This window comes from Gordonia sp. NPDC127522 (assembly GCF_042672305.1).
Classification (GTDB): domain Bacteria; phylum Actinomycetota; class Actinomycetes; order Mycobacteriales; family Mycobacteriaceae; genus Gordonia; species Gordonia hongkongensis.
Genome location: NZ_JBHXVK010000025.1, coordinates 14,612 through 37,233, shown reverse-complemented (window position 1 = coordinate 37,233; position 22,622 = coordinate 14,612). Strand labels below are relative to the sequence as shown.

Sequence of the window (22,622 nt, the reverse complement as noted above, 5' to 3'; positions counted from 1 at the left end):
TCCTAAGCCCCCCAACGATCTTTGGCCATCCGTGACAGTGCGCTGGTCGGTTCGATGCCCACGCCCAGTGACGCGGCGAAGGTCGCTTCCATCGCCCGCCGCGCGCGGCGCCACTTCGTTTTCGATTCGCCCTGGCGGCGTTCGACATCCGCGCACGCCTCGGAGAGGGTGTCTTCGTTGCGCACGGTGGTGGTGACGTAAAAGGTGAACAGTCCCAGCCCTGCGCCGAGCGATTCTTGCTGCGCCATGCGCCGGGCCGCGGCCCGGTCGTCGTGCTCGCGTTGGGTCTCGTCCTTCTTGGTCTTCTGAGCCCAGATACGGCGGAACACCCCAGCGCTGACTTCCTTTTCGACCTGCCGGGAGGCCTCGACTGCCGAGTACGGGCGGTAGACCATCGAGAACCGGCGGTGGTAGCGGCCCGGTGAGACCAGCGGCAACATGCCGCGGAAGCGCCGCAGTCCGCCCAGTGATTCGCTGTAGACCCACGACACCGAGTAGCCCGAGTCGTGGGCGTAGGTATCCACGCTGGCTTCTGTCCGCAAGGGTGCTGCGCCTCGCCACTGCTGTTCCTCGGCGGCCTCGTCGAGGTCGGTGTTGCGCAGCGCGGGATCGAAGGCTGTACGGATATAGCGGATCAGCTGGCCTTTGGTCGCTCGATGGGTCACTGTCATCCCCGATGCGGCCAGCGCAGATTCGAACCGCGGCAACATGTTCACCACCTCGGCCGCGCCTTGGCTGAGATCCTTGGGGGCGGGTTGCGCTTTGGTCAGGTCGAAGTTGATGGTGACCAGACACGTCACGTCGGCGGTCTGGGCGCGGCTTTGTGACACCAGCCCGTCGAGCACCCGCACGCACACATCCGGTGGTTCGACCGGGGTCGTGCCGCTGATACGGGCGTTCTCCCTGGCCCGTTCACGTGCCCGCTCGATGCGGTTGCGGGTGTAGGAACGCTGATTCATCCCGCCGGTGGGCGCAGATTCACAGGTGAACGTGATCGAGGAGACGGTCGGCATGTGCCCCAGGTCGGCAAGCATGCCGCCGAAGTTGGTTACCCACGTCAGTGCGTCGCCGTCGTCGGCGAGGGTCAATCCCACCGGTGAGACGAACATCGGTGCCGACACGATCCCGGTCTGGCGGTTCCACACCAGGCATTGGTGCCCGCCGCGGCCGTCCTCGACCTCAATCGGCATCAGCGGGGCCAGGACCCCGGGCAGGTTGTCCCCGCGCGGGATCTCGCTGAGCACGTCGTCGGCCCACGCCGAGGTGGTGCCCGCCGTGGCGAACCGCATCCGTTCGGCGAGGCGTTCCACGACGGTTTTGCCTGCGGCTCCGAACGGCAGCACGCCGAGTGCCAGCACCGGAACCGCGATCGAGGCGAGCACACCGGTGAGCATCACGTTGCCCAAGAACAGCGACAACGTGACCAGGGTGACGGTGACGGCCAGGATGATGCTGTGGCGGTTCTCCAACCGCCCGACCGCCAACCCGCTGCGCGATCGACGTCCGGACCGGTAGGCCGGTTCTGTCGTGGTCATCGGTGGCCCTCCCACCAAAACGGCCGGGGCGCGGCCGAGGCCGGCGCGGTGGTGGTGTGCGGTTCGGGGGCGATCATCTGTCTGGGTCCCTTCTCTCGGGTGGTCATTGCATGTCGGGGCCGGTGTCGTCGCCGCCGGTCGCTTCGGTGGCCGCGCCTTCGGCGACCTCGCCGACGGTGTCGACGGCGGTCTCTACGGTGTCCTTGGCCGCCATCGCAGCTGCGACATACGGATTCGCGGCTGCGGCTCCCCCACCGGCTGCTTCGGCGCCTCCGGCCGCGCCCGCGGCATCCGCGCCGCCGCCGGGCATCGGCACACCCCCACCAGCGTCGGGCGCTTCGCTGGCCGGTCCCAGGTCACCGGCGCCAAGATCGGCTTCGGGTGAGGAACCACCGGCCTCGCCGCCCGCGGAGCCGTCGGTGCTCTCCCCGCCGCCACCACTGCCGAACCCGCCGGCCGCGTTACCAGGACTGGGATCGGCTTCGCCGCCACCGCCCGACGATCCGGGGCCGGTGGAGTCCATGTAGTTGGACTGAGAGTCGCCGCCCGCCCCGCCGCCGGCGAACTGGCCCGCACCGGCAGCAAGGAGCGCCCCGCCGCCGGCGAGGACTGTCCCCACGCTCGCACCGCCCTGTGCACCGGGAGAGACCCATTTGAAGAAGGCGAGCATCGTGGGAAGCGTGAGCACGCACAACCCAATTGTCATGAGCCCGACCATCACTGAGGACAGCGACTGCTCGTTGCCCATCAGTTTGAATCCGATGGTGTAGAGCGCTGCGGCGAACGGTTTGTAGAGGATCAGCGCCAGCATCATCGCCACGATGCGCGGGAACCACTGTCGACCCCACGACGACAGTTGGCCGGCGGCGGCGAAGATGAGCATGGCGAACAGGATCACCAGTCCGGCTTGGCGGGCGAAGCCGATGAGCCACTGCACAGCGCCGAGGACGAACGCGACGACGCCCAGGAGCAGCACGCCGCCGGGGTTGCGGATGGTGGCAATTCCGAGCATGGCTTTGAGGTTCGGGCCGAACTCTTCGGCGCCGTTGGCGGTGATCTGACGGGCGAAGTCGTCGGCAGCGTGCAGCGCGCCGGTGACCACGATCCCCGACAGCGAACAGATCAGCAGGAATTTGAACGCGCCGACGCCGAGCTCGGCGGCCGGGCCCGGTCGCCGGGACAGGGCCATGGTGATCGCCGCGGACAGGATGCCCAAGGCGAGGACCATCATGACCAGGATTTGCACGGGTCGTTCTCCGGCGAGGATGCCGCCGGAAGTGACGTCGATGGAGTCGGTGCGCAGCCACCACGTCATCGACAGCACCAGCAGGTCGCCAGCGAATTTGCCGACGCTCTCGCATGCTTGGGCGAACCAGTTGTCGAGCAGTTCTTTCCCCGCGTTGGCGGGGTTGAGTGCGCTGAGGTCGACATTGGTGTCGGCCTGTCCTTCACCGCCTTCGGTGAGTTTGACGAAGCGGCCTTGCTCGTCGAACTGGGCGGGTTTGGGTGTCCCGCCGGGGTTGGCGCAGGCAGGAATCTTGTTGCGCGCCTTCTCACAATCGAGAACGCCGTTGTCGTCGAGCAGTTCGCGGTGCTCTTTGGCCAGCTGCTCGGGCACCATCGCTTTGACCCCGGCGTAGCTGCGGTCGGAGGCGTTGAAGACGTAGGCGTCGACATCTTTGGATTGCTCGGACGGGTCATGTTGTTCGCAGCCGGGGAACTCGCGATGATCGTGGCAGGTGATCACCAGGTACTTGCCGTCCTCGTCGGTGCCGTCGAGGGGTTTGAGCCACTGCTGCTGCTCGGCGGTCAGCGGTGGTGGTTCCTCGGGCATCCAGCCCGGCGCGCTGGCCGGGTCGGCGGCCGCGGGCGGCGCGATAGCGGTGGCGGCGATCCCCCACGCGCTCAGCAGGACCAGGACGAACGCCGCGAAAAGGCGGGATCGGGTGCTCATCAGCTCGCTCCTTGGGGGAAGCGGTGCCAGCCGTTGTCGGGATGGACCGAAGAGGCATCGACGGGGCGGGTGGTGGCGTTGCCGAACAGGCCCGGTTGATAGCGCCAGTCCCCGCGCATCCACACCACCGAGAACCGCAACAGCGATACCGCCGTGGCGGTCTCGCCGGGCAGCGCGAAGTCGTAGCTGGCGACTTGGTCGCTGTAGGGCTGATGTGCGCGCCAGGCGATGACACGGGGCACGGTCTGCTCGGGGTCGAAGCCAGCTTGCAGCTCGGCCACCGATTGGCGCAGCTTCGAGATGTCGCCGGGGGTGCCGAGGACCTGCTTGCGGTAGATGGAGTCGGTGCCGGCCAACACCGCTAGGCGCATCGGGATCTGCCAGGCCGCCAGAATCGCGCCGGCCTCGGTGTGGGCGAAGCCCGCCGCCGCGACCCCATCGAGGGTGCGCGGTCCAGCGGTGTCGGAGAACGGCATCTCCGTGCGGCCCACCGCCTCCCATCGGAGATTGCCGAACGACACCTCACGTTGGGCGTCGTCCGCGGCGTCGACAGCCGGTCCCGTGGTTGCGGCCGGTGAGTCCGGGCCGGACACCGCACGCACAATCAGCACCCCGGCGATCACGGCGACCAGGGCCACCGCCGCTGCGACCAGTACCCACCGCCACGTGCGACGGCCCTCGATTGTCGGCTCGGCGAATTCTCGAGTAGTGAACTGAGGTGGCCGTGGTTTCATGGCTGCTCCCGTAGTGAGGTGAACCCCGACAACGACGGGGAATCAGGCAGTTCCGGTGCTGAGGCGGGGTCCCATTCGTCGCTGAACTTCCAGTCCCCCTCGTCCCACACCACTGGCACCGCTGCGAACCGGAAGTTCTCGCCGCGGCTTGGGAACGCCAGGTACACCGACGCCTTGGCCTCGGAGTAGTCAGCGATCTTGAACGCCACCGGGGCGCTGGCGACCTGAGCGAGCACGGCCGGGTCGACGGTCGCACCGTGGTCGCGGGCCACCAGCAGTTGTCGGCGCGTGGTAGCACTGACCTTGGCTTGGGCGTCGATGACCGCGGCGTAGTCCGGTGACCATGTGAGCCGGAAAGTGATGTGTGCGGCGGCCAGCACCGCGCCCTGAGGGGTATGGGAGTAGCCCGAGGCGATCGGGCCGGTGATCCGGGCGGGGCCGTCGCTGTCGGAGAACGGGAACGGCACCCCATCCACCCGCTGCCACGACACCCGGTGCGGAGGTGCGGTCAGCCACTCCGGATCGGTCGGCGAACGCTGCAACGTCGGTGTCTGCACGAGTACCGACCCCTTGCCCGCCGACGAACTCGGCGTGGCCGATCGGGTCGGAGTTTCGGCGGTGTCGCTCGGCTTGCCGCCGTGCATCATCATCCCGACCGCAGCGGCCAGAACGACCACCGCCGCCGCGCCCGCAAGCCACTGCCACCGCGGCCGCCGCTGCGCGAATTCCTTAGTTGTTAGACCCATGACACTCGTTTCCTCTTGTCAGAGCGCACTTGCGACGAGAATTCCGCCGATCGTGCTGAATGAGCCGACGATCAATACGGCCAGATACAGCCAAATGCTCTGCTCTAGAGCCATTTTCGCGACCTGGGAGCGACCCCGGAAGCCGACGATCATGGCGGCGAAGCCCATCAGTCCGCCCACGACTGCGGCGATACCGAAACCGGTCAGCGCGTAGCCGATCATGGTGTCGGAGAACGACTGCAAGTCCCTGGGCGCCTCCGTGCGGTCACCGCCGAACTGTTCCCAATGGATCTCGCCCTGCTTCGGGGTACCCATCTTGATTTCGCCCTCGACGCCGGCAGACTCATCGGGGGCCGGTGGCGCGGCCGGGTCCGAGGTCGCCGGCACCGACGACTCCCCCGGCGTCGAAGGAACTGCACCCGCCGGCCCGCCGGTGGCGAACAGCACGAGCACGGCGATCCATGCGCCCGCCAGCGCCACCGCAACAACACGCAGACGACGGGTCGCACTCATGCGAAGGCGTCCAGAATTCCGACGCACGCCCCGGCTCCGATCACGCCGCCGAACAGCCAGGGCAGGTGTGTCACCGCATCCTTGGCGAAGTTCGACCGACCCCGCATGCCCAGGATCATCCCGACGGCCACGAACAACATCGCGATCACCGCCGCCGAGTAGATGATCGTTTTCAGGTAGCCGATGAACATGTTGACGCCGTTCTGGGCATCCTCGGGCAACTGCTGCGGCGGCGGATCGGGGAACAACTGCTGATCCCCGTCGCCGGGAGCGGCGAGGATCAGGTGGTGACCGGTGCCGCCGCTGCCGCCCGGGTGCGAGGCGGCGATGACGGTCAGGTGATCCCATACGGCTAAGGCAGTGGACATGAACGTACTTCCTTCCAACAGAGGGGTTTAGGAGGTGCGGCGAAGCCGCGGTTGTTCCTCGTCCGGCGAGGAAGTCTGGGGGTCGTCGAGGCCGACCGATGCCGGCGACGACAGCAGATCGGTGACGGCGGCGATCAGCGTGTGACGGAACGCCCGCAACCTCAGCGACCACGGTTCCGGGTCGTCGCTGATCGCCGCGGCCCGCAAGTCCGCGGGTGGGGTGCTCATCGACCGGGCCTGCTCGATCCAGTCCAGCCACACCACCGCGGGCACGTTGGGTTCGAGCATGCGGGCGCGTTCGCGCACCTGATGCGGTGCGCTCCGGGGGCTGTCAGCGCTGATCACCACCACCGGGGCGACCGGGGCGGCGGCGGCGATGCGGGTGGCCAAGGTCAGCTGATGGCTGACCGACCGGCACACCAGCACATCGACGTCGTCGCCGGGGGCGATCACGCCCAAGTCCTCGCCGCCGATCAGTGCCGCGACGATCGAGGTCGCCACTCCCCCAGCCACCCCGCCGATGCGTGGTCGACGAGGAATACGCGCGGTCATCGCGGCCTCACCCCGCACTGGTCGGTATCGGGGTTGCCCAGTGACCACTGCCCCGCCCGGGCCGTCAGCTGCACTGTCACCACATAGCGGCGCGGCGGCACCGGACGATCTGCGCGGAAGCGTTGCGTCACAGTCACAATCCGCACCGCGCGGGCGTCGGTGTCCGGCGGGCGGTCCTCGAACCCGAACCGCACATCGCCCGGCCCCAGCTGCGCTGTGGCGTGCACCAACGCCAGCTGTGTCCAGTAGTTGCCGGGTGAGCCCGTCGGTGGTGTCGCAGTCAGCCGAGTCCGGCACTCCTCGGCCATCAGCGGTGCTGCACGCAACGCCGCGTCATAGGGGCTGCGGTCACGGGTGGTATCCCACCCGTACCAGATGCGTGTGGCGGCCAGGGCCACCGAATCGGCGCTCGACCGATCAACGCTCACTCCCGCCGGAAGCTTGGTGGGTGCGTTCGCTTGCGTCGGGCTCGTCGGCGGCGCGAACGGCCACGACACCGTCGGGGGCGTGCTGAACGGTTGCGGAGCCACCGACGACGGGCCCTGTGGTTCCACGCGGTCAGGCGTCGAACATCCTGCGAGGCCTGCCGCAGTGACGACCGCCAGCAGACTCGCGGCCGCGAACCGACGATGGATGGTGTTATCCGAAACGGCGGACATACCACTCCTCTCCACTCCACCCCGAGAGGGGCTGAATTCGGACGACATCCCCCGACTGGGGGGCGTTGAGCAACATGTCTTGCCCGTTCTGATTGCCGTAGTAGATTCCGACGTGATGGGTGTTGCCCCCCGAGCCGAAGTAGATGAGATCCCCGGGCCGCTTCTCGGCGACCGGAATCTCTTTGCCCCGAGGGTCATAGAGCTGTCCGGGGTTGCCGGTGTCGCCGGTGAAGTGCGGCAGCACGATCTTCATGTTGGTGGCCTGCGCCACCGCGTAGAGGGTGAGTCCCGAGCAGTCGAAACCGACTTTGCCCGAGTCGCCGTGGGCGTCGGCGGCGCCGCCGCCGTCACTGATGCCGTTGGTCGGCCCGTTCTGATTGCCCCCGCCCCAGGCGTAGGGAGTGCCCAGCCACCGCAAGGCGGCCTGGATGATCCGGCGGTTCGTCGGGCCGGCGAGCTTGCCACCCCGCCCGGATGCCGATTGATTGATCGAGGCGTACTTCGGGATGCGTTGCTTGACCGCGGGTGCGTAGCCTTCGGTCTCGCCGTTGGTGATGTTCGGTCCGCCGTTGGCCAGCACACAGCCGTAGCCGCAGTTGTAGGCGTTGAGCACGATGTCGAGCAGATCGCCCTTGATCCGGCCCGAGGCCAGGTCCTTTTTGGCCTGCGCGACTGTGTCGCAATCGAATTTGGCTTGGGCCATGATCGCGTCCGGCGGATCGAACGGCGAAGCGGTGCCGTTGCCGTTGGCATCGACGGCATACGACGGCCACGTGTAGGGCATGAACTGTGAGAGTCCCTGCGCGCCGGCCGGGCTGACCGCTCGCGGGTTCCACCCGGACTCCACCTCGATCTGCGCGGCGATCACCGGGGCGGAGATTTCCGGGCATCGCTTGCCCGCCTTGATGACCCACGGTTCGAACTCGGGCGGCACCGTTCCGGTTTTCAACCCGGCTTGGGAGTACCCGCCCGAGGAGTCGTCCTCACTGGGGGCGTTGTAGCTGGCGGCAACGAAAAAGACGACGATCAACACAGGCACCAGGAACACCGCTCCCAGTACCGTGGCGATCGTCGCCTTGTTCATGTGCACTACTCCCCAGCTTTGATGGACTAACCTGCGCCTGGCTCAGTTGAGACAGGCCGTGACCTCGGTGGCCGCGCCCTGTGCTGGTCGGTGATGCACTCCCATACATCGCCGTCCGCCGGGCGCAGTCGCCGCCGCGTTGTCAGCTCATGACGCCTCGATCCGGCCGAGTAGCCACTTGGCCAAGAAGACGGTGGCGGTGTCGCCCTGGGCGTTGACCGGGCGACGGTCATAGGCCTGATGCACACCGAGAAGGCTGTAACTGGCCACCTGAACCACCTGGGTGGCAAGCTCATCCGGCTTCACCAACGACAAGAAGGCGTCGTACTCGGGCATCCGCACGACCCGGCCGATGTCGTCGAGCATCGACGAGGCGAACACCACCCGCGCCAGTTCCAGCGGGATCGCATACGGGTTAGTCGCGCCGGCCACGCCGATCTGGGTGGCCGCATTGATCACCGACACCACAGCCCGGTTGATGTCCTCAGGATTGGCCGAAGCCACGTTCGTCAGCAGCGTCTTCACCCGGCCCGACACATACGGCCCGATGTCCTGGCTGCGCAGATTCAGCAGCGGCACCACCGCCTGAATCGCTTTGCTCTTACCGGTGAGCGCACAGATCGCATCGCCCTCGGCGCAGAACGACGTCACGCGGTCGGCCAGCGTGCCGAATCCATCCGGGCGGGCACCCACCGCGCCCTGGCCGGCAACGTTCGGACCGACGAAGGTCTCCGACCCCGGCAACACCTGCGGAGTCGGCGCCGCGGCCTCCGAGTCCAGGTTGGCCGTGGTCGGGGTACGCGCCGGGTCCGACAGCAACCCGCCCGCGAGAATGCGATCGGCTGATACTGGCCCGCGGCCGTTTCCAATCTGGGAGAACACATCACCGAGGACCAGCGATCCCTGCGAGTAGCCCAGGCCAGCGAACTTCGCTGACGGGCACGCCTTACTCAGTTCGGTCAACCGCGCTTTGAGCGCAGCGGTTCCATTGGCCCGTGACTGTCCCAACGTCAACGGGTCATTCTTGACCACACCAGCAATCGGCCCGCCCACCTGCGCCACATACGGGATCTGCTCAAAGCCAACACTTTTGCCGATCGCGCCGCCGTCAACGCTCGCACTGCCCGAAGAGACTGACGACCCGCTGCTGTCCTCATCGCTCGGGGCAGGGGCTGAGGTGGTCGGGGTGTCGTCGACCAGCTGAATGCGGGGTGTGACCTGCTCACGATCTGATGCCGGTTGAATGGTCGGCAGCGACCCTGTCGGCGATGTCGTTCCCGGAAGCTGCTGCCCGTCAGGAAGTGTCGGGCTCGACTGCGACGACATCTGCCCTGCCGTGTCCAGCAGACCACCCACCAGCGAACTCACCGCGCCGCCACTCGACGGCGCACCAGTCTGCTCCTGCCCGATCTGCACCGGCGCCGCCTCAGGACCGACGATGGGCGTCCCCCGCTCCACCGCCGCCCGCACCGGGTTGGTGACCTTCGACAGCATCCCAGGCACCACATCGCGGCGAGCCTTGGCGTTGGTCTCCCATGTGCCCGGCACCGCAAGCACGAACACGTCCTTGCAATCGACCCGGGCAGAGGCGGTCCCGGCACCCAAAGGCGCACCCGTCAGAAGCACCGGCATGATCACCGCCAGCGCGATTGAGGCCGCTCTCGTGCGCCGCGTCACCACACACCGCCAAGAGAAATAGGACGAGACGCCCGCCAGGCGCTCCGCCACGCGTTCATATCCTCACGACCGTCGAGCAGGTAAGGCACCAACACATGCCCCATCGCGCACCGGGACTCCGAGCCGAGCTGTGTGTCCAGTGAGATCTCAGAGCCGATGACGCACACTGTTCCCGGCGTGCGGGCGGCGCACTCAAACGATGCCCGGCCGGGTGGTTTCACACCTGCAATCGCCCCGAGGCCGGCGTCACGCTGACCTCCGGTAAGGCTCACAACACGTTTCACGTCGCATCCTTGCTGTCCGAACGGCAGCAGCAGGAACGACGAACCCGACATTCATCAGTCAACAGCGGAGGTAGACTATGAACGCCAAGCTCGCTGCCGCTCCTACGGCAACCGAGCTGGGTATCCAAAAGGCGCTCGAGACCGGGGCGAGGTTAGACGGCAAATCTGGGCCTCGCCCCGGTCGCGGGTCACACCAAGCCTCTTCTGTGTGATGGTCTTGAATAAGGCTGCAAACCGCGCCATACGTGAGTGCACGGCCGCTGCAGACTTACCCTGGAACCACCATGAGAGGGAGCAAGCGTATCCACGGCACTAATATAACGCGCATATGTAAGCGCGTCCATACGTTGGGCAGCGCTTGTCGTGTCTGACCCTCAATATTTCGCCGACGTCATACACCGTCGGCGAAAAGACCTAGGGCTGAGCCTCGCCGCCGTGGTCGCGGGAGGTGGTCCATCAGAGCCGACAATGGTGCGTATCGAGAGCGGTCACACGCCGCCTCTGCGGGCGCCTACATTCAAGAAGCTCGACCACATCTTGCAGTGGCCGGAGGGTAGCGCCCGAAGTGTCTACGCAGGTGGGGAACCTCTTGCTGATGAACTTGCTGACGACGCCGGCCGTCGCGCATCGGTTGCCCGGGGAGACCTTCAAGTAGCCGTCGGGACCCTGACTGCGCTCGTCGAGGCCGCGAACTCGATAGCAGCGGCCGCAGCTCACTACGAGCGAAACGGAGGTCCTTTGACCTCCGCCGTTGCAGAGCTGCGTTCCGCGTTGTCGCCCTTGGTGGGCAGAGTGGTCTCCGCAATGCTGTCCTCGAACTCCGGCGAAGGAGTACCAGCAGCGAGAGTGGCGCAAGCCGTCGAGGCCTTTATGGCACAGCCTCCTGACGATGAGACGCCGGCACGAACTGCCGCGAACTTGGAGCGCAGAGAGCTCTATTCGCAGCTGATACCCTCTACCCGTTCAGAGGAGCGAACCCGCGATGCACAAGAAGAAAGTGGGGACCCCGGACGATGATGACGCCAGCTGACCGCGTGAAGTGCGCGATGAGCGTGTTCCGACTGTCGCCCGTGGAGGTGCGCGAGTTGACCGGGGCTAGCGTTAGCTCCTTGGACGGCGCCGACCTCCCCGACGAAGCTATCGCGCGTTTCGCTGAGCACCTTGAACTGCCGCAGGAGTGGTTCCGCGGGGCCGACCCCACCATGGACTCGGAAATGCTCTTGCTGGAGGCTCTTATTAAGAGCGGGCCGGAAAACCTGAAACTTCGCGGGCGGGCACATCCGGCCGACGATCCGTCATAGGGTCTACCTGCCGCGCTAGTCGAAGCACCTCCGCCGGCGTTGTGGCCACGTCGTTCTGGCCCAGGTCGTTGCCTCTGCCGTGGAGGGAAACGAGAGCGTCGATGCACTCGGTAATCATCCGGACTGTTGCCTCATCGCGATCGAGCGGAACAGATGGGTCTAACCGCACGGAAGGAACCCGCTCAACCAGTTGCTGCCAAAGGATCGGCAGCCCTCGTAACGCAGAGGCGAGATCGGAATCGGCAGGCCGTTGTCGCGCCGACCAGTTCACCAAACCGACCAGCGCAATCGCCGTCATACCGAGCGTGAAGTAGGCAAACACGTTGCCATTACTGTCTCGCTGCAGACGTTCAGCGGTACCGATTGTCCCCATCGCATGGGCAACGGCGTACCACAACAGGCTCAGGGAGTTCAGTCCTGTGGTAACGAAGATCCCTATTCCTGTCGCGATAATCGCAGCGGGGGGCCGTTCGCTGCGATCGTGGGACCGCAACGCCAGTATCACGTGCGCTAGCGCGTACCCGTCACCAAGCACGATGGCCCCGGCGTACACGACGAAATAGGCAATCGACCAGCCTGGACTTGCTGCCTCGATCGGTAGCTCGCGATCCCCCGCTGCTGCGTCAAGGACGATCAGCACGGCCGACGTGGCCAGCCATACGGCCAACGCGCGCAGAATGATTCGTCTCGTGCGGCGGACCGAACGGCCTGCCCATGCTGTGCGCGCGTCCCGGACGGCCGCGGCGGCAACCAGTGCCGCGGCAATAGTGAAAATCTGTGCTCCCACACGAACCGCACGCGCGTCGGTCAGGGACACCAGTGCGTCATTGACCACGCCCATCTTGATCAGATCGGCGACCGCGAAGCAGGCGACCAGCACTGTGAACCAGCGCGCCGAAGCTGATCGCATCAGCATTGCTCGCGCAGCGACGATCGCGAACGCGGCCAGGACAATGAACAGGTCTAGCCACAGTGGGATGGTGTTTCTCATCGGGGGCCCAAGAAGGTGGTTACGACCGAAGAGTCCGACACCAAGCTCTGGTAGGTACTCAAGGAGTTGAAGTCCGCATCTGAGATGAGGGTCAGTACAAGAAGTTTGCTGGCAAGCGTCTCGGCGGCCCGTTCGTCGGGGTCCTCGAAGTGCGAAGCTGCCGGTCCAGGAACGCGTTCAGACGAGGACCGTTGTTGAAATGCCGCGCTCTCCAAGGCTCGAATCACTGCGGAGCGCGGCACCCTCGTAATCAGTGCGAGGATGTCGCGGACATCTGGCGAGTCGGAGTGTGCGCACGTGTGATTGAGGAACAGATGGGCGAGTTCGTGAGTGATGGTGATACGCCGTCGCCACTCACCGTCTGAGTCGGCATAGAAGATGTCCGCTTGGTCGTCGTCTACGACGACCGCGCCGGTGACCGATGTAAGCCCCTGCAACGGCGTCAGCCGTATCTCTTTGCCTGTTCTGGCTGCGCAGTAGGCGGTGAGCTCTTCGATAGTGCGAGCGCGTCGCCGCACGGCTCCGCGCACAATGAGCCGAATCAGTATTCGGTCACGGAACTTCACTGCGCGAACGCCTTTCGGACGAGGGCGTGCACGGCGAATTCACCGGGAGGGGCCGTAACGAACCGGTGCGTTGTGTCTGACGGCCGAGAAGGCGACCGGCCTCTCAGCACGGGAGTGCCCGCGGAACGGTCGACGACCGCCTGAGCCTCTGAGAGTGTTGCGCCGCCTTCGTTGAGCAGAACCGCAGCGGCCACGGTGTCATGGGCCGGCACTCGCCATCCTGGCCCGCTGGCGACGTAGCCATAAGCAGCTGCCCGGCTAGCGCCATAGCCGTCGCTTAACAAACGCATAGTTCTACCGAACTCCGTCTCGCCGAACGCCTCAGAGTTCAATAAAACTTGTCTGGTCACGTCGATGCCGACCCACGTCACGGGTAGATCGCTCGCCGCGATCTCGGCAGTGGCCGACGGATCATGCCGGGTGTTGGTATCGCCGGTCTCGTCGAGCCATGCCGACCGAGGCGTAAGCCCTTGGCCGGCCATCACGACTATCCGGTCCAGCGAGCGCAACGCGTCGGGCGCAGTACGGTAGGCGGCCGCGATGCTCGTCAGTGGAGCGATGGCGAGCAACCTTCCATCGCTCCCTGCTCGTTCAGCGAATCGGACGATCGCCGCGGCTGCTGTTCCATCAGCCTCCCGTGGACGTACCGGAGGAAGGTTGAGGACGCCGCCCATCCCGTCCTTGCCGTGCACATCGGAGGGCTTCCACGATGCGGGCGGTTTTTCGGTCGACGCAGTCACTTGTGCTCCGCTGGCGTGGGTACGCCCGAGAATGTGCGCCGCGTTCGCTGCCGCTTGTGCCGCTGAGCAGTTCCCCCAAGTCGTAGACACGCTTACGACGTTGGCCAGCTGCCCAAGCACCACTAACGCCAATGCGTCGTCTACGCCGCAGTCCGAATCCACATGCACGGCCCCCGTGTACCCCGACACAAGCCCCTCCTACGTTAGTGTGTATGTAAGCGAAGTCTACAGAATTGGCTGATACGTTAACGGCGTGTCGTCCCCGGTTCGCTGTTTTGTGTAGCCAGAATGGCAGGCATGGCAGGACGCCCCCGAAAGGACCCAACCGGAGCAGACCTCGCGCCGATGAATCTCAAGGTTCTCGCCCAGGTCAAGGAGATCGCGGCGAATACCGCGCGATCCAATGGCCTGACCTTGACGGACTACGTCTGCCTATTGATCGCAGAGGACAACCGAGATCAGTTGCCCTCGACGGTAGTGCCGATGCGCCAGGAGGTAATGAAGCTGCGCGACAGCGCATAACTGAAATGACGAACGCCCCCGGCGGCAACCGAGGGCGATTCGTAAAGTTTGAGGGGCGAGGCGGCAATCTCGCTCCCTGATCCCCGAAGGGACAGTCTGTGTCGGACTGGTCTCAGGGTAGCGCGTACCCTTTTGTTCGCGCTAGTTCTGACGAACGCGTGTCGGATCACGACTCGGTTACCGAGTCGCGGTGGTCCGAGGTGTACCGGCTGCTGCGCGCACCTGGTGGCGAGAGTTTCGCGCTCGCGGGCACCGCAACGGCGAACAAGGCTCGCCGGGAGCGCAGCGGCGACCCGATTGATCTGATCACCGAGGCCGAACGCGCCGGCGGTGGGAAGGCAATTTGGGCTGTTGTTGCCCCGATCCGCAGCGACCTGTTGGTCATCGACCTCGACCGATGCGCACAGCAGGTGTGGCCACGCCTATGCGATGTGCTCGGTGACTACTCAGCGACAGTCGCTTATCTGGCCAGGTCAGGTAGCCCGGACTCGCTGCACGTGATTCTTACGTGCCCTTCCCCTGCCTCCGATCGCGCACTCCGCCAGTTTCTCGCCCAGCTCCGCCGCCAACTCAACCTGTCGGCTCGTCGCGTCGACGTGCTGAGTCCAGGACATCTCCTGCGTCTGCCCGGCAGTGCATCGTTGAAACCTGCCGGCGGCCACTGCACACCGGTCAACGACGATCTCGAACCCATCACCGCGATCGAAACCGCCGAACGGCTGCGTGCCGCCCTCGGCAGTGACGAACCGGGGCCGGTGCAAGCCTCCTTCGCCCGCCACAACGACGAATGGTGTGTGCAGGTCGACGCCGAGGTGTACCGCCCCGGACTCGAGGTAGAAGTCCACCGCCGCGACGGCCAGGTCAAACGAGTCCGTATCGGCGCGGTCGTCGCCCATGCCGGCGATAGGGTCCGGGCCGCCATCACCGACGACCTCACCCCCTACTCCCCCACCCCGGGTCCTATGGTCGCGCTGTCCGCGGCCGCGCAGATGCACGAACTCGCCCCCGACGACACTGACGGTGCGGGCGAGTTGCAGTGGCAGGCCCCGAGAGCCTGGCGGCGGCGCACGCCCATCTCTGCGCAGCAGTGGCGCATCCTCAACGAGACCGGAGAGGACGACCGCTCCGCGGCGGCCACGGCCGCCGCGTGGGTGTTGTGGGACGTCGGCTTACGTTCTTTCGCGGCGGTGCGCTGGTTCTACGCGCACTGTCCAGCGTTTGCGAAGTTCCGCGACCGCGACGGTAATCGCCGACGGACCCGCTCAGCATGTGCCGCGCACTGGCGGAGCATCACTGCACGCGCCACCACCTATCGGCCACCACTGGACCCCGCCGACCAAGCACTCGTCGACGACGCCCTGACCGAGGTCGCCACTTGGGACGAACCCGACCTCGTCGCGGCCGCCGTCGCCGTCATCACCCACCGGTTCACCGACGGCCACGGCCTCACGGATCGCCCCATCGCCAAACGTTGCCTCGCGACCTGGATGTCGGTGTGCGACAGCCGCGCATTCGTCCACCTCCAACGCCTCCAGGAGCGTGGCCTGCTGGTTCGGACCCGTGATTGGCGCGACGGACCGGCAAATGAGGCTGCCCTGTACTCGCTACGAGTGCCAGATGAGTTTTACCGGGGAAATGGTGCCCATGACGTCACAGACCCCCTACGCCTACACCCCCTCTGGGGGCAACTAGGACACGCCTCGCACACCCTGTGGTCCGTACTCTCCGCACACAAGGGCGCCCTGCCCACCATCGAGATAGCGACTAGGTCGTCCCTCCCCCCTGGTGGAGCTGGGTGGGGAGTGCTCGGCCTGCTCACCAGACTTGGTTCGCTAGGGCTGGTGACCCGGATTGGAACGGGCAGGGGCACTCGCTGGACAGTAACGCCGACCCAGGCAGATCAGGGCGCTGTTGACTCCGCAGCTACGTCCAGCGGTGCGTTCGAGCGAGCCCAGCAACTCCGCGCGCGGATCGTGGGCGAGCGCAAGGCCTACCACGCCGAAGGACCAGGTGAGCGCGCCCGAATGCGGGCGGGGCTGAAAGTGCTTCGCAGCAGGCTCACGCACGCCGATGTCGTTGGCCGGGATCAAGGAAGCCTGTTTGGCGCCGTGGCCACGGCCCGTACGGGGGCGCCGCAGAATGCGTCACCTGGCAGGCCACCTGCGTGGTAGACCCATATGGGTACTATTATTACGTAATATTCCCTATAGACATGTTATGTACGAACATGGGAGCATGTATTAGCAAAGCTAATATGCCCACACATAAGCCCATGTCTGCTGATGTCACATCACGTGCAATGAGCAGATGTTCTGTTTGGGCATTCGCCCCGACCTGCGGCAACAGCACATTACGAACCGGAAGGATGTAGGAGATGAAGGTAACGGCCGTCGCGAACCTGAAAGGGGGAGTGGGGAAGACCCTGGTTGTTGGAAACCTCGGACATGCGTACGCCGCACAATCAGTTCCGACCCTGCTCCTTGACCTAGACCCTCAGGGGAACCTCACCCAGCACTTCACGAGCTTCACACCGGACAACCCACCGAGCGTCAGCATGGCTGACGTCCTCGATCGTTCAAGCGACGCCACTTTGGTAGACGCCATCGTGGAAACCCGTCGAAGCGGACTCTTTTTGGTTCCGTCCGGGTTCGACGAGCTGCAGGCGGTGCAAGACACCCTTGTCGGCAAACCGGGCGCGGAGTTCAGCGTCAGGAGAGCCCTCGACTCGCTTCCCGCAGGGCAATTTACCGACGTGCTGATCGACTGCCGCCCCGCCACTGACCTGGTGACCCGCAACGCGTTCATCGCCGCAGACCAGGTACTCATCGTCCTGCAACCCGAAGCTGATGCCTTACGTGGTTTCGACTTCACCCTCGTAGCCATCGACGATCTGCAGATGTATCTCGGCAAAGAGCTACCGGTCGCCGGATTCGTCGTCAACCAGGTCGACTACCGACGCAACGACCACAAGAAGCAGCTCGAATGGATCAAACAGCGCTCTGCGGCCGACGCCATCCCTATCCTCGGTGACCCCATCCCGGTGAGCACGGATCTGTCCAAACTCAACGCAGTGGGAATGGGGATCGACGAGATGAGCTCGCCATCAATCCGGCTGCGAACCCTGGCCGCCGGATTCCAGACCATCGTGAACGCGCTTAGAGAGGAAGCAGCGGCATGAGCAATATTCCAGAACCCAACCTGCCCCCCGTCCGCCCGCGCCGAAGCTCGTTCGCTTCCGCTGCACCCACGCAGCCGGCACCACAGAGGTCGACATCTACCCCGGCGGAGGCAGGGGAGGGGAATGACGCTCAGTCGCCCCAGACGGAGACCTCGCGATCCTCTGCTCCCAAACGGTCGCAGCGAGTGGCCGCCGACCGGGGCACTTCGCGTCCAGCCGCCGCGACAACATCGAAGCGCAGTCCAGCGTTCTCGCGCGACATCCTGTTGTCGGTATCCGACGAGCAGAAGTCGCGCCTCGAGAACACGGTCGCCTGGACCGCCCCGAGGACCGGCGTCAAGAGTCAGCAAGCGTTCATCCGCTGGGGCATCGAAGAACTGTGCTCACGCCTCGAACAGGAATACAACTCGGGCAAGCCGTTCGATCCGATTGCCGAGCAGAACCTCTAACCCACACCTATAGCTTCTAGCGGTTATAAGTGCCCATATGGCCCATATGGGTCTGCAGTGAGGTCCTGGTGGGGATTGAGCACCACCAGGACCGGCGACCAACAGAAATGGAGCCGTTGATCTGTGTCCGACCCTACTCATACCCGTCACACCGCCGAGGGTGCGACGAACACTGTCAGTGTGGCGACTGCGGTCATCCTGAGCCTGATCGTTGTTGCGGCCTCGTTCACGCTGAGCTTCACAGCCTTGAGTGATCTCGCCCGGATGTCGGGGGCGATCCCGGGCCGCTTGGCCTGGCTCCTGCCGGTGGTCATCGACGTGTTCATTCTGCAAGCCACCTGGTGTGTCTACGTTGCGACGAAACGCCGTGACGACCCCGGTAAGCGGTACCACTTCGCCATGCTCGCCATCTTCTCGACGGTGAGCGTGGCGGGTAACGCTGGCCACGCATTCCTCGTCACCGGCCAGGGCGTCATGCACGGACTCATGGCCGTTGCTATCGCGATCGTCGCGCCCCTGGCGCTGCTCGCGAGCATCCACGGACTCGTCATGCACGTCTGGACCGGCGGCGCGTCCCAGCCCGAACCCGCCCGAGACCTCGACGAGGCCGCGAGGGAAGACGCGGACGTACCCGTGCACACACAACAAGAGTCCGATCCGAGTGCGTCCTATGCACACCCGCAGGTCACCGCGCCGGCACCCGCTGCCGCCGACGCGCGGCCCGCCAAGGAAACGCGCCCGCTCAGTCAGAAGGAGGTCGACGACCAAATTTCCGATAACGACTTACAGCTGGCCCGACTCGTATGCAGTAGAGGCCGCTTGAGGAACGACGAACGTGCAGTCGCTCGCGTCCTCGTCGCCGAGCGCCTTCGTGTACCTCGCGAGGACACCGCTCTGATTACAGGCGTGCACAGAACCACGATCGGACGATGGATGGAACTCGCAGCCGAATGCAGCCCAGACTCCGGCGCGCACAGCGAGCGTGCGCACGCGTCCGATCAACCAACGCTCGCCGACGCCGTATGAGCGCACAGCGGGGGAGCGGGGGAGTGACCCAGCGCCATTCACATACAGCTATCCGCTGCCGTACTGCCGTACTGATGAGTGTGTGAGGGGCGGGGGTGCATACGATCCCGGACTTCCCTTCCGGTCACACCCCCGCCCGCTCGGAAGACTACACGACCATCGAACACCCATTCGATACGTCAAGTTAGACTAAGAGCATGTTCGACCACTGGCCCGACACCCGAACGCTCCGCGTGGTCGACCCACCGAGGCCCGTGCTGATCGACATGGCGATCGCCGACCCCTCGTGCGGCCGCTCGTATGCGGCCGGCGGGGGAGTGTCACTGCGAGTCCGCGCATCCGGCGCCCGGATCGAACCCTCCATGAACGCGCTGCTCTTAGCGTGGCTCCAAACTTCAAACGGCCTCTGGCGCGGGATATGTCAGATGTCAGTCGAGAGCGCCAACCGCGTCTCCTCGGCCACCATCACCATGTGGGTGCCGCCCGAAGCACTGCAACCGCGAGAGGGCCCAGCACCGCAATGACTGACAACAATGACACGGGGGCAGGCCCCACCTTAACCGCGTCGCACCCAAACGCGGCCGCGTCGAGTTGCATGACCTGACGCTCATCGTGCGTCCGGCCGGCCAGCCCGCCGGTATCCGCACCTACACCGCCGACGAGCTCGACGAGGCCCAGGCGTACGCCGATCAGACCGGGGGACAGGTCGACCGGCTCCCATAGTCACAAACAGCTTCTCCGCTGCGCTGCGCTGCCGCCCTCCCCGCGGTCGGTTGCCACATGAGCGGAGTGGTGACGTTTGAGCGAGAGGAGGGGCTCAGAAAGCCGCCCATGTGTGTCCCCTGAGCCCTGTCGAGTCGTACCGCACCAATAGGGTGTTCCATCATGTTGACGGCGTGGGCAGACGAGAGCGGGTCGCGGCCGGACATGGACCCCGGCGCGTACCTGATGTCCGCAGCACTCTGCGACGAAGACGACGTCGATTCCCTCCGCGCCGCCATGGAAGCGCTGCGCTTGGCCGAGCCGAAAGTGCACTGGCACGGCAGCAGCGAGCAACGACGAACCGAACTCGTCACCGCGATCGCCGAACTACCCCTGACAGGGTTCGTCGTCGTGCACGTCGACAAGGAATCTTCGGATCGCCGGCACCGACGCAAATGCATGGAGTTCCTACTGCCGCACCTGGCCGACATGCCGTGCGCCACGATCACGTTGGAATCCCGAGGCCAACAGGACGCGAGCGACATGGACATGCTGCACAAGCTCCGCGCCCGACAAGCCGTCGCCCCGACTCTGCGAATCGACCACGCTATCGGCCGTCACGAACCAGCGCTGTGGGTGGCCGACATCGTGTGCGGTGCTGTGGTGCAACAGCGGTGCGGCCGCGGGGACTACCTCGACATACTCGGCTCCGGTGTCGAAATACACACCATCGGCCCCTGAAAGACCGCGAGCCACAGGCCTCGTCGTCCGGCGAGTAATCCTGTGGCTCACTTCCAAACCCACCGCAATGGGCTGGCTACGGCTCCGATTGTAGCCGCACTACGCGGCTACACGCCACCACCCACTAGCCCGAGGCGCGCATGGCATCGCGGCGCAGCGTTGCGGCCAGGTCGGTGTTGTCGGTGTGCTCGGCTGCGGTGGTCAGGATTCGAGCGATCCGGGTCAACAGGGCCGGCGGGGCGGGTACTGGTCCGCTACCTGAGGTGTCGGCCTGGAGGAGTCCGGTCACCGAGAGCAGGGTGAGGACCTCGTGTGCGCGCCGCGTGCGGTCGTCGGCCGACAAGCCGGTGGCGGGGTCGGTGTAGATCAAGGCGACCTCGGCCAGCCCCGCGATCAGTCGCCCGAGGGTGCTGACGCTGAGCGTGGCTGTTCTGGGTTCGGCGCACAAGTCAGCGCCCGGGGCCTCATCGGCCAGGGTCTCGACCATACTGTCGACCACGCCGGCCAACGCCTCGTCGGTGAGGTAGGTCTGGGCTTGCCGGACCCCGACGCGCATGCGTTCGGCGACGGCCTGCACACGTTCAGTCAGAAGCTGCTGTGCTGCCGGGTCGGTCATGGTCAGACCGCGATCGTTGACCATCTCAATCAGACGCTCAGCACGTTCTTCCAACCATGCACGGCCAGGACGAGTTGACGACGGGCTCATCCGCTCACTGTCCCAGGGGTCCTGTCGCCGTGTACAGAACTTCGCTCGGATATGGCGAACAAGCCTGTCCGAGGTGTGTGGCATCGTCGGAGCGGAGTACTGATGTCCCGATCAGCGTAGGGGAGGAGCCCGGCGGTGGGTGAGAGCTTTTGGCAGCGGCAACAGACACCGCAATGGGGATTCCTCGAGAACTACCCGTTCACTGCCCTGATCGACGCCGGCCTGGGGTGGCGGGTCACCAGTGTGGACTCCCCGCGGATGCGACCCCACAAGGCCGAACCGATCCGGGTCGTGCACATGCAAGACAACTTCGAACGGTTCCTGACCTTTGATGTCACCGCCAACTCCAACCGGATCCGTGATCACGCCACCTTCACCAGGGCAATCGACGAAGAGGTCCTGATCGCCACGACAAGCCGCGCCGCGGCCGCCCTCGGCACCAGCGACCCAGATGCTGCGTTCAGCGCACTGCTCACCCTGCCCGACGTGTACCGGGTAGCGGACTACCCGCGAAGGTGAGCACTTCTTCGCTGCTCGTGGCATGGTTACCAGCTTCTTCACTGCAATTCTCAATTCGTAGCTGGCACTCGGGCTGAGCCGGTGTCGGACTGCACGAGTATCTACAACGAGCTCGCCCCCCGTCCTGGCTACTAGTCAAGACAGGGGGCGAGTCGGACCGCGGAGAGGAAACTACTTGACTGTGAGGCTGCCGATCTTGTTTCCGCGTTGATCGACTACCGTCAGCTGAGTGCCGCGTTTCGTCGCGCGGTCGAGGGAGTCGTTGCTGACGTACCCAAGACGGCCGGAGTCGGCGTAGGCGGCGATGTAGTCAGGCTGAGCTTCAGGATCGCTTCCGTTGTGTGGCCCGTACGTCTTACCTCCCACTGACGTTGTCTGCGTTGGTGGCTTCTCCGAATTCGCCTGCGCGCTACGCGCTGTCGCGGTGCCGCTGTAGTTGATGGGGTTCGACGGGAAGGTGACATACTCATGCGTGCCAGAGGTCGAGTTGACCTTGATGAAGCCGTGACTGTTATACGAGCCGGCGCCGCAGCCCGCGCTGGTCGCCACCTCCAACGACGCCGCCCACTGCGTGTTGAACTCGTAGCCTGCGAGGTCACACAAGGCGCCACTCTTGAACAGTCGAGCACGCACGGCCAGATAGCCCGGTGCGACCGTTTGACCGGTAGCTGTCCAGAGCTTCGACTTCGCGACGATTCCCGAATCGTTTGACACTGATGAATTGTGCAGATAAACAACGCCATCGTGCGGAGGCGTCGGACCCGTCCAGCCGGTAACGGTTTGGGCGGTCGCGAGGCCGGCGCCAGCGTTGAGCAAAGCGGCCGCGACCGCAGCTGCGGCGAGACCTGGTGCAATTCTCGACTTCAAACTCATTTGTGTGTGCTCCTTAAACTAGGGGTTTTAAAAGTGATTGTCAGGCGTTCTGCACGCGACAGGCGAGGGTGACCTCGCTGCCGAGGCCCTGGCCCGTGTGGGGTCCGGCTTCGATCTGGCCTGCCACTCGGTAGGTGCGCTCTTCCGCTGTAAGGCAAGGCTCCGCAACGAATACCGTGATATCAGGCGTTCCCTCTTGGTG

23 protein-coding genes are annotated in these 22,622 nt (G+C 65.3%); 8 read left to right on the top strand and 15 right to left on the bottom strand.

Annotated features, from left to right (window positions below; all coding sequences use genetic code 11):
• Window positions 1-2: 2 nt before the first annotated feature.
• The 13 genes from ACFVHY_RS23095 to ACFVHY_RS23035 form a co-directional block, all read right to left on the bottom strand.
• The gene (locus tag ACFVHY_RS23095; protein WP_390275697.1) at window positions 3-1,535 is read right to left on the bottom strand and encodes an SCO6880 family protein; all 1,533 of its coding nucleotides are present in this window, start codon (window positions 1,533-1,535) and stop codon (window positions 3-5) included.
• 103 nt (window positions 1,536-1,638) lie between these two features.
• Window positions 1,639-3,489 carry a hypothetical protein gene (locus ACFVHY_RS23090; RefSeq protein ID WP_390275696.1) on the bottom strand — a complete coding sequence of 617 codons (1,851 nt, stop codon included), beginning with the start codon at window positions 3,487-3,489 and terminating at the stop codon, window positions 1,639-1,641.
• Entirely contained in the window at window positions 3,489-4,223 is a 735-nt protein-coding gene (locus ACFVHY_RS23085; RefSeq protein ID WP_390275694.1) for a hypothetical protein, read from the bottom strand. Before ACFVHY_RS23085 ends, ACFVHY_RS23090 begins: the two co-directional genes overlap by 1 nt.
• The gene (locus ACFVHY_RS23080; RefSeq protein ID WP_390275692.1) at window positions 4,220-4,969 is read right to left on the bottom strand and encodes a hypothetical protein; all 750 of its coding nucleotides are present in this window, start codon (window positions 4,967-4,969) and stop codon (window positions 4,220-4,222) included. The genes ACFVHY_RS23085 and ACFVHY_RS23080 overlap by 4 nt, the downstream gene beginning before the upstream one ends.
• Window positions 4,970-4,987: 18 nt before the next feature.
• Window positions 4,988-5,449, bottom strand: coding sequence for a hypothetical protein (locus ACFVHY_RS23075; protein ID WP_101822862.1), 462 nt, complete (start codon window positions 5,447-5,449; stop codon window positions 4,988-4,990).
• A gap of 29 nt (window positions 5,450-5,478) precedes the next feature.
• Complete coding sequence (locus tag ACFVHY_RS23070) at window positions 5,479-5,850, bottom strand: hypothetical protein (protein WP_101822864.1); 372 nt, start codon at window positions 5,848-5,850, stop codon at window positions 5,479-5,481.
• A gap of 27 nt (window positions 5,851-5,877) precedes the next feature.
• Window positions 5,878-6,351 carry a hypothetical protein gene (locus tag ACFVHY_RS23065; protein ID WP_390275691.1) on the bottom strand — a complete coding sequence of 158 codons (474 nt, stop codon included), beginning with the start codon at window positions 6,349-6,351 and terminating at the stop codon, window positions 5,878-5,880.
• Window positions 6,352-6,398: 47 nt separating this feature from the next.
• On the bottom strand, window positions 6,399-7,061 hold the full coding sequence (locus ACFVHY_RS23060; protein ID WP_390275690.1) for a hypothetical protein: 663 nt from the start codon (window positions 7,059-7,061) through the stop codon (window positions 6,399-6,401).
• Window positions 7,042-8,145, bottom strand: a complete 1,104-nt coding sequence (locus ACFVHY_RS23055) for an NlpC/P60 family protein (RefSeq protein WP_390275689.1) — start codon at window positions 8,143-8,145, stop codon at window positions 7,042-7,044. Before ACFVHY_RS23055 ends, ACFVHY_RS23060 begins: the two co-directional genes overlap by 20 nt.
• Window positions 8,146-8,292: 147 nt before the next feature.
• A complete protein-coding gene (locus tag ACFVHY_RS23050; RefSeq protein WP_390275688.1) occupies window positions 8,293-9,873 on the bottom strand; it encodes a cutinase family protein in 1,581 nt (526 codons plus the stop codon).
• A gap of 1,469 nt (window positions 9,874-11,342) precedes the next feature.
• Entirely contained in the window at window positions 11,343-12,398 is a 1,056-nt protein-coding gene (locus ACFVHY_RS23045; RefSeq protein ID WP_390275686.1) for a DUF6545 domain-containing protein, read from the bottom strand.
• Window positions 12,395-12,964, bottom strand: a complete 570-nt coding sequence (locus tag ACFVHY_RS23040; RefSeq protein ID WP_390275684.1) for an ImmA/IrrE family metallo-endopeptidase — start codon at window positions 12,962-12,964, stop codon at window positions 12,395-12,397. The genes ACFVHY_RS23045 and ACFVHY_RS23040 overlap by 4 nt, the downstream gene beginning before the upstream one ends.
• Complete coding sequence (locus ACFVHY_RS23035) at window positions 12,961-13,866, bottom strand: nucleoside hydrolase (RefSeq protein ID WP_390275729.1); 906 nt, start codon at window positions 13,864-13,866, stop codon at window positions 12,961-12,963. The genes ACFVHY_RS23040 and ACFVHY_RS23035 overlap by 4 nt, the downstream gene beginning before the upstream one ends.
• Window positions 13,867-14,001: 135 nt before the next feature.
• Here ACFVHY_RS23035 and ACFVHY_RS23030 point away from each other — a divergent pair, with 135 nt between their 5' ends.
• From ACFVHY_RS23030 to ACFVHY_RS23000, 7 genes are all read left to right on the top strand, one after another.
• Complete coding sequence (locus ACFVHY_RS23030) at window positions 14,002-14,226, top strand: hypothetical protein (protein WP_390275682.1); 225 nt, start codon at window positions 14,002-14,004, stop codon at window positions 14,224-14,226.
• A 158-nt stretch (window positions 14,227-14,384) separates the two neighbouring features.
• Window positions 14,385-16,397, top strand: a complete 2,013-nt coding sequence (locus ACFVHY_RS23025; RefSeq protein WP_390275681.1) for a hypothetical protein — start codon at window positions 14,385-14,387, stop codon at window positions 16,395-16,397.
• A gap of 203 nt (window positions 16,398-16,600) precedes the next feature.
• The gene (locus ACFVHY_RS23020; RefSeq protein ID WP_390275679.1) at window positions 16,601-17,404 is read left to right on the top strand and encodes a ParA family protein; all 804 of its coding nucleotides are present in this window, start codon (window positions 16,601-16,603) and stop codon (window positions 17,402-17,404) included.
• Between the two features lie 185 nt (window positions 17,405-17,589).
• The gene (locus ACFVHY_RS23015; RefSeq protein WP_390275677.1) at window positions 17,590-17,853 is read left to right on the top strand and encodes a hypothetical protein; all 264 of its coding nucleotides are present in this window, start codon (window positions 17,590-17,592) and stop codon (window positions 17,851-17,853) included.
• A 180-nt stretch (window positions 17,854-18,033) separates the two neighbouring features.
• Entirely contained in the window at window positions 18,034-18,879 is an 846-nt protein-coding gene (locus tag ACFVHY_RS23010) for a DUF2637 domain-containing protein (RefSeq protein ID WP_390275676.1), read from the top strand.
• A gap of 591 nt (window positions 18,880-19,470) precedes the next feature.
• Window positions 19,471-19,602, top strand: a complete 132-nt coding sequence (locus ACFVHY_RS23005) for a hypothetical protein (RefSeq protein WP_390275675.1) — start codon at window positions 19,471-19,473, stop codon at window positions 19,600-19,602.
• Window positions 19,603-19,764: 162 nt separating this feature from the next.
• Window positions 19,765-20,322 (top strand): hypothetical protein, encoded by a 558-nt coding sequence (locus ACFVHY_RS23000; protein WP_390275674.1) that lies wholly within the window; start codon window positions 19,765-19,767, stop codon window positions 20,320-20,322.
• Window positions 20,323-20,446: 124 nt separating this feature from the next.
• Here ACFVHY_RS23000 and ACFVHY_RS22995 read toward each other — a convergent pair whose 3' ends face one another.
• The gene (locus ACFVHY_RS22995) at window positions 20,447-20,938 is read right to left on the bottom strand and encodes a hypothetical protein (protein ID WP_390275672.1); all 492 of its coding nucleotides are present in this window, start codon (window positions 20,936-20,938) and stop codon (window positions 20,447-20,449) included.
• A 225-nt stretch (window positions 20,939-21,163) separates the two neighbouring features.
• On the opposite strand from ACFVHY_RS22995, the gene ACFVHY_RS22990 reads away from it, so the two are divergent.
• Window positions 21,164-21,547: a hypothetical protein gene (locus tag ACFVHY_RS22990; RefSeq protein ID WP_390275670.1), complete on the top strand. Its 384-nt coding sequence runs from the start codon at window positions 21,164-21,166 to the stop codon at window positions 21,545-21,547.
• A gap of 171 nt (window positions 21,548-21,718) precedes the next feature.
• Here the strand turns inward: ACFVHY_RS22990 and ACFVHY_RS22985 are convergent, their stop codons facing one another.
• Complete coding sequence (locus ACFVHY_RS22985) at window positions 21,719-22,420, bottom strand: hypothetical protein (RefSeq protein WP_390275669.1); 702 nt, start codon at window positions 22,418-22,420, stop codon at window positions 21,719-21,721.
• Window positions 22,421-22,622: the final 202 nt, after the last annotated feature.

What these genes read in the sequence shown, in the direction of transcription:
- ACFVHY_RS23095 (WP_390275697.1), bottom strand. Translation starts at nt 1,535, where the DNA reads ATGACCACGACAGAACCGGCCTACCGGTCCGGACGTCGATCGCGCAGC.
- ACFVHY_RS23090 (WP_390275696.1), bottom strand. Translation starts at nt 3,489, where the DNA reads ATGAGCACCCGATCCCGCCTTTTCGCGGCGTTCGTCCTGGTCCTGCTG.
- ACFVHY_RS23085 (WP_390275694.1), bottom strand. Translation starts at nt 4,223, where the DNA reads ATGAAACCACGGCCACCTCAGTTCACTACTCGAGAATTCGCCGAGCCG.
- ACFVHY_RS23080 (WP_390275692.1), bottom strand. Translation starts at nt 4,969, where the DNA reads ATGGGTCTAACAACTAAGGAATTCGCGCAGCGGCGGCCGCGGTGGCAG.
- ACFVHY_RS23070 (WP_101822864.1), bottom strand. Translation starts at nt 5,850, where the DNA reads ATGTCCACTGCCTTAGCCGTATGGGATCACCTGACCGTCATCGCCGCC.
- ACFVHY_RS23060 (WP_390275690.1), bottom strand. Translation starts at nt 7,061, where the DNA reads ATGTCCGCCGTTTCGGATAACACCATCCATCGTCGGTTCGCGGCCGCG.
- ACFVHY_RS23055 (WP_390275689.1), bottom strand. Translation starts at nt 8,145, where the DNA reads ATGAACAAGGCGACGATCGCCACGGTACTGGGAGCGGTGTTCCTGGTG.
- ACFVHY_RS23045 (WP_390275686.1), bottom strand. Translation starts at nt 12,398, where the DNA reads ATGAGAAACACCATCCCACTGTGGCTAGACCTGTTCATTGTCCTGGCC.
- ACFVHY_RS23030 (WP_390275682.1), top strand. Translation starts at nt 14,002, where the DNA reads ATGGCAGGACGCCCCCGAAAGGACCCAACCGGAGCAGACCTCGCGCCG.
- ACFVHY_RS23020 (WP_390275679.1), top strand. Translation starts at nt 16,601, where the DNA reads ATGAAGGTAACGGCCGTCGCGAACCTGAAAGGGGGAGTGGGGAAGACC.
- ACFVHY_RS23000 (WP_390275674.1), top strand. Translation starts at nt 19,765, where the DNA reads ATGTTGACGGCGTGGGCAGACGAGAGCGGGTCGCGGCCGGACATGGAC.
- ACFVHY_RS22995 (WP_390275672.1), bottom strand. Translation starts at nt 20,938, where the DNA reads ATGACCGACCCGGCAGCACAGCAGCTTCTGACTGAACGTGTGCAGGCC.
- ACFVHY_RS22985 (WP_390275669.1), bottom strand. Translation starts at nt 22,420, where the DNA reads ATGAGTTTGAAGTCGAGAATTGCACCAGGTCTCGCCGCAGCTGCGGTC.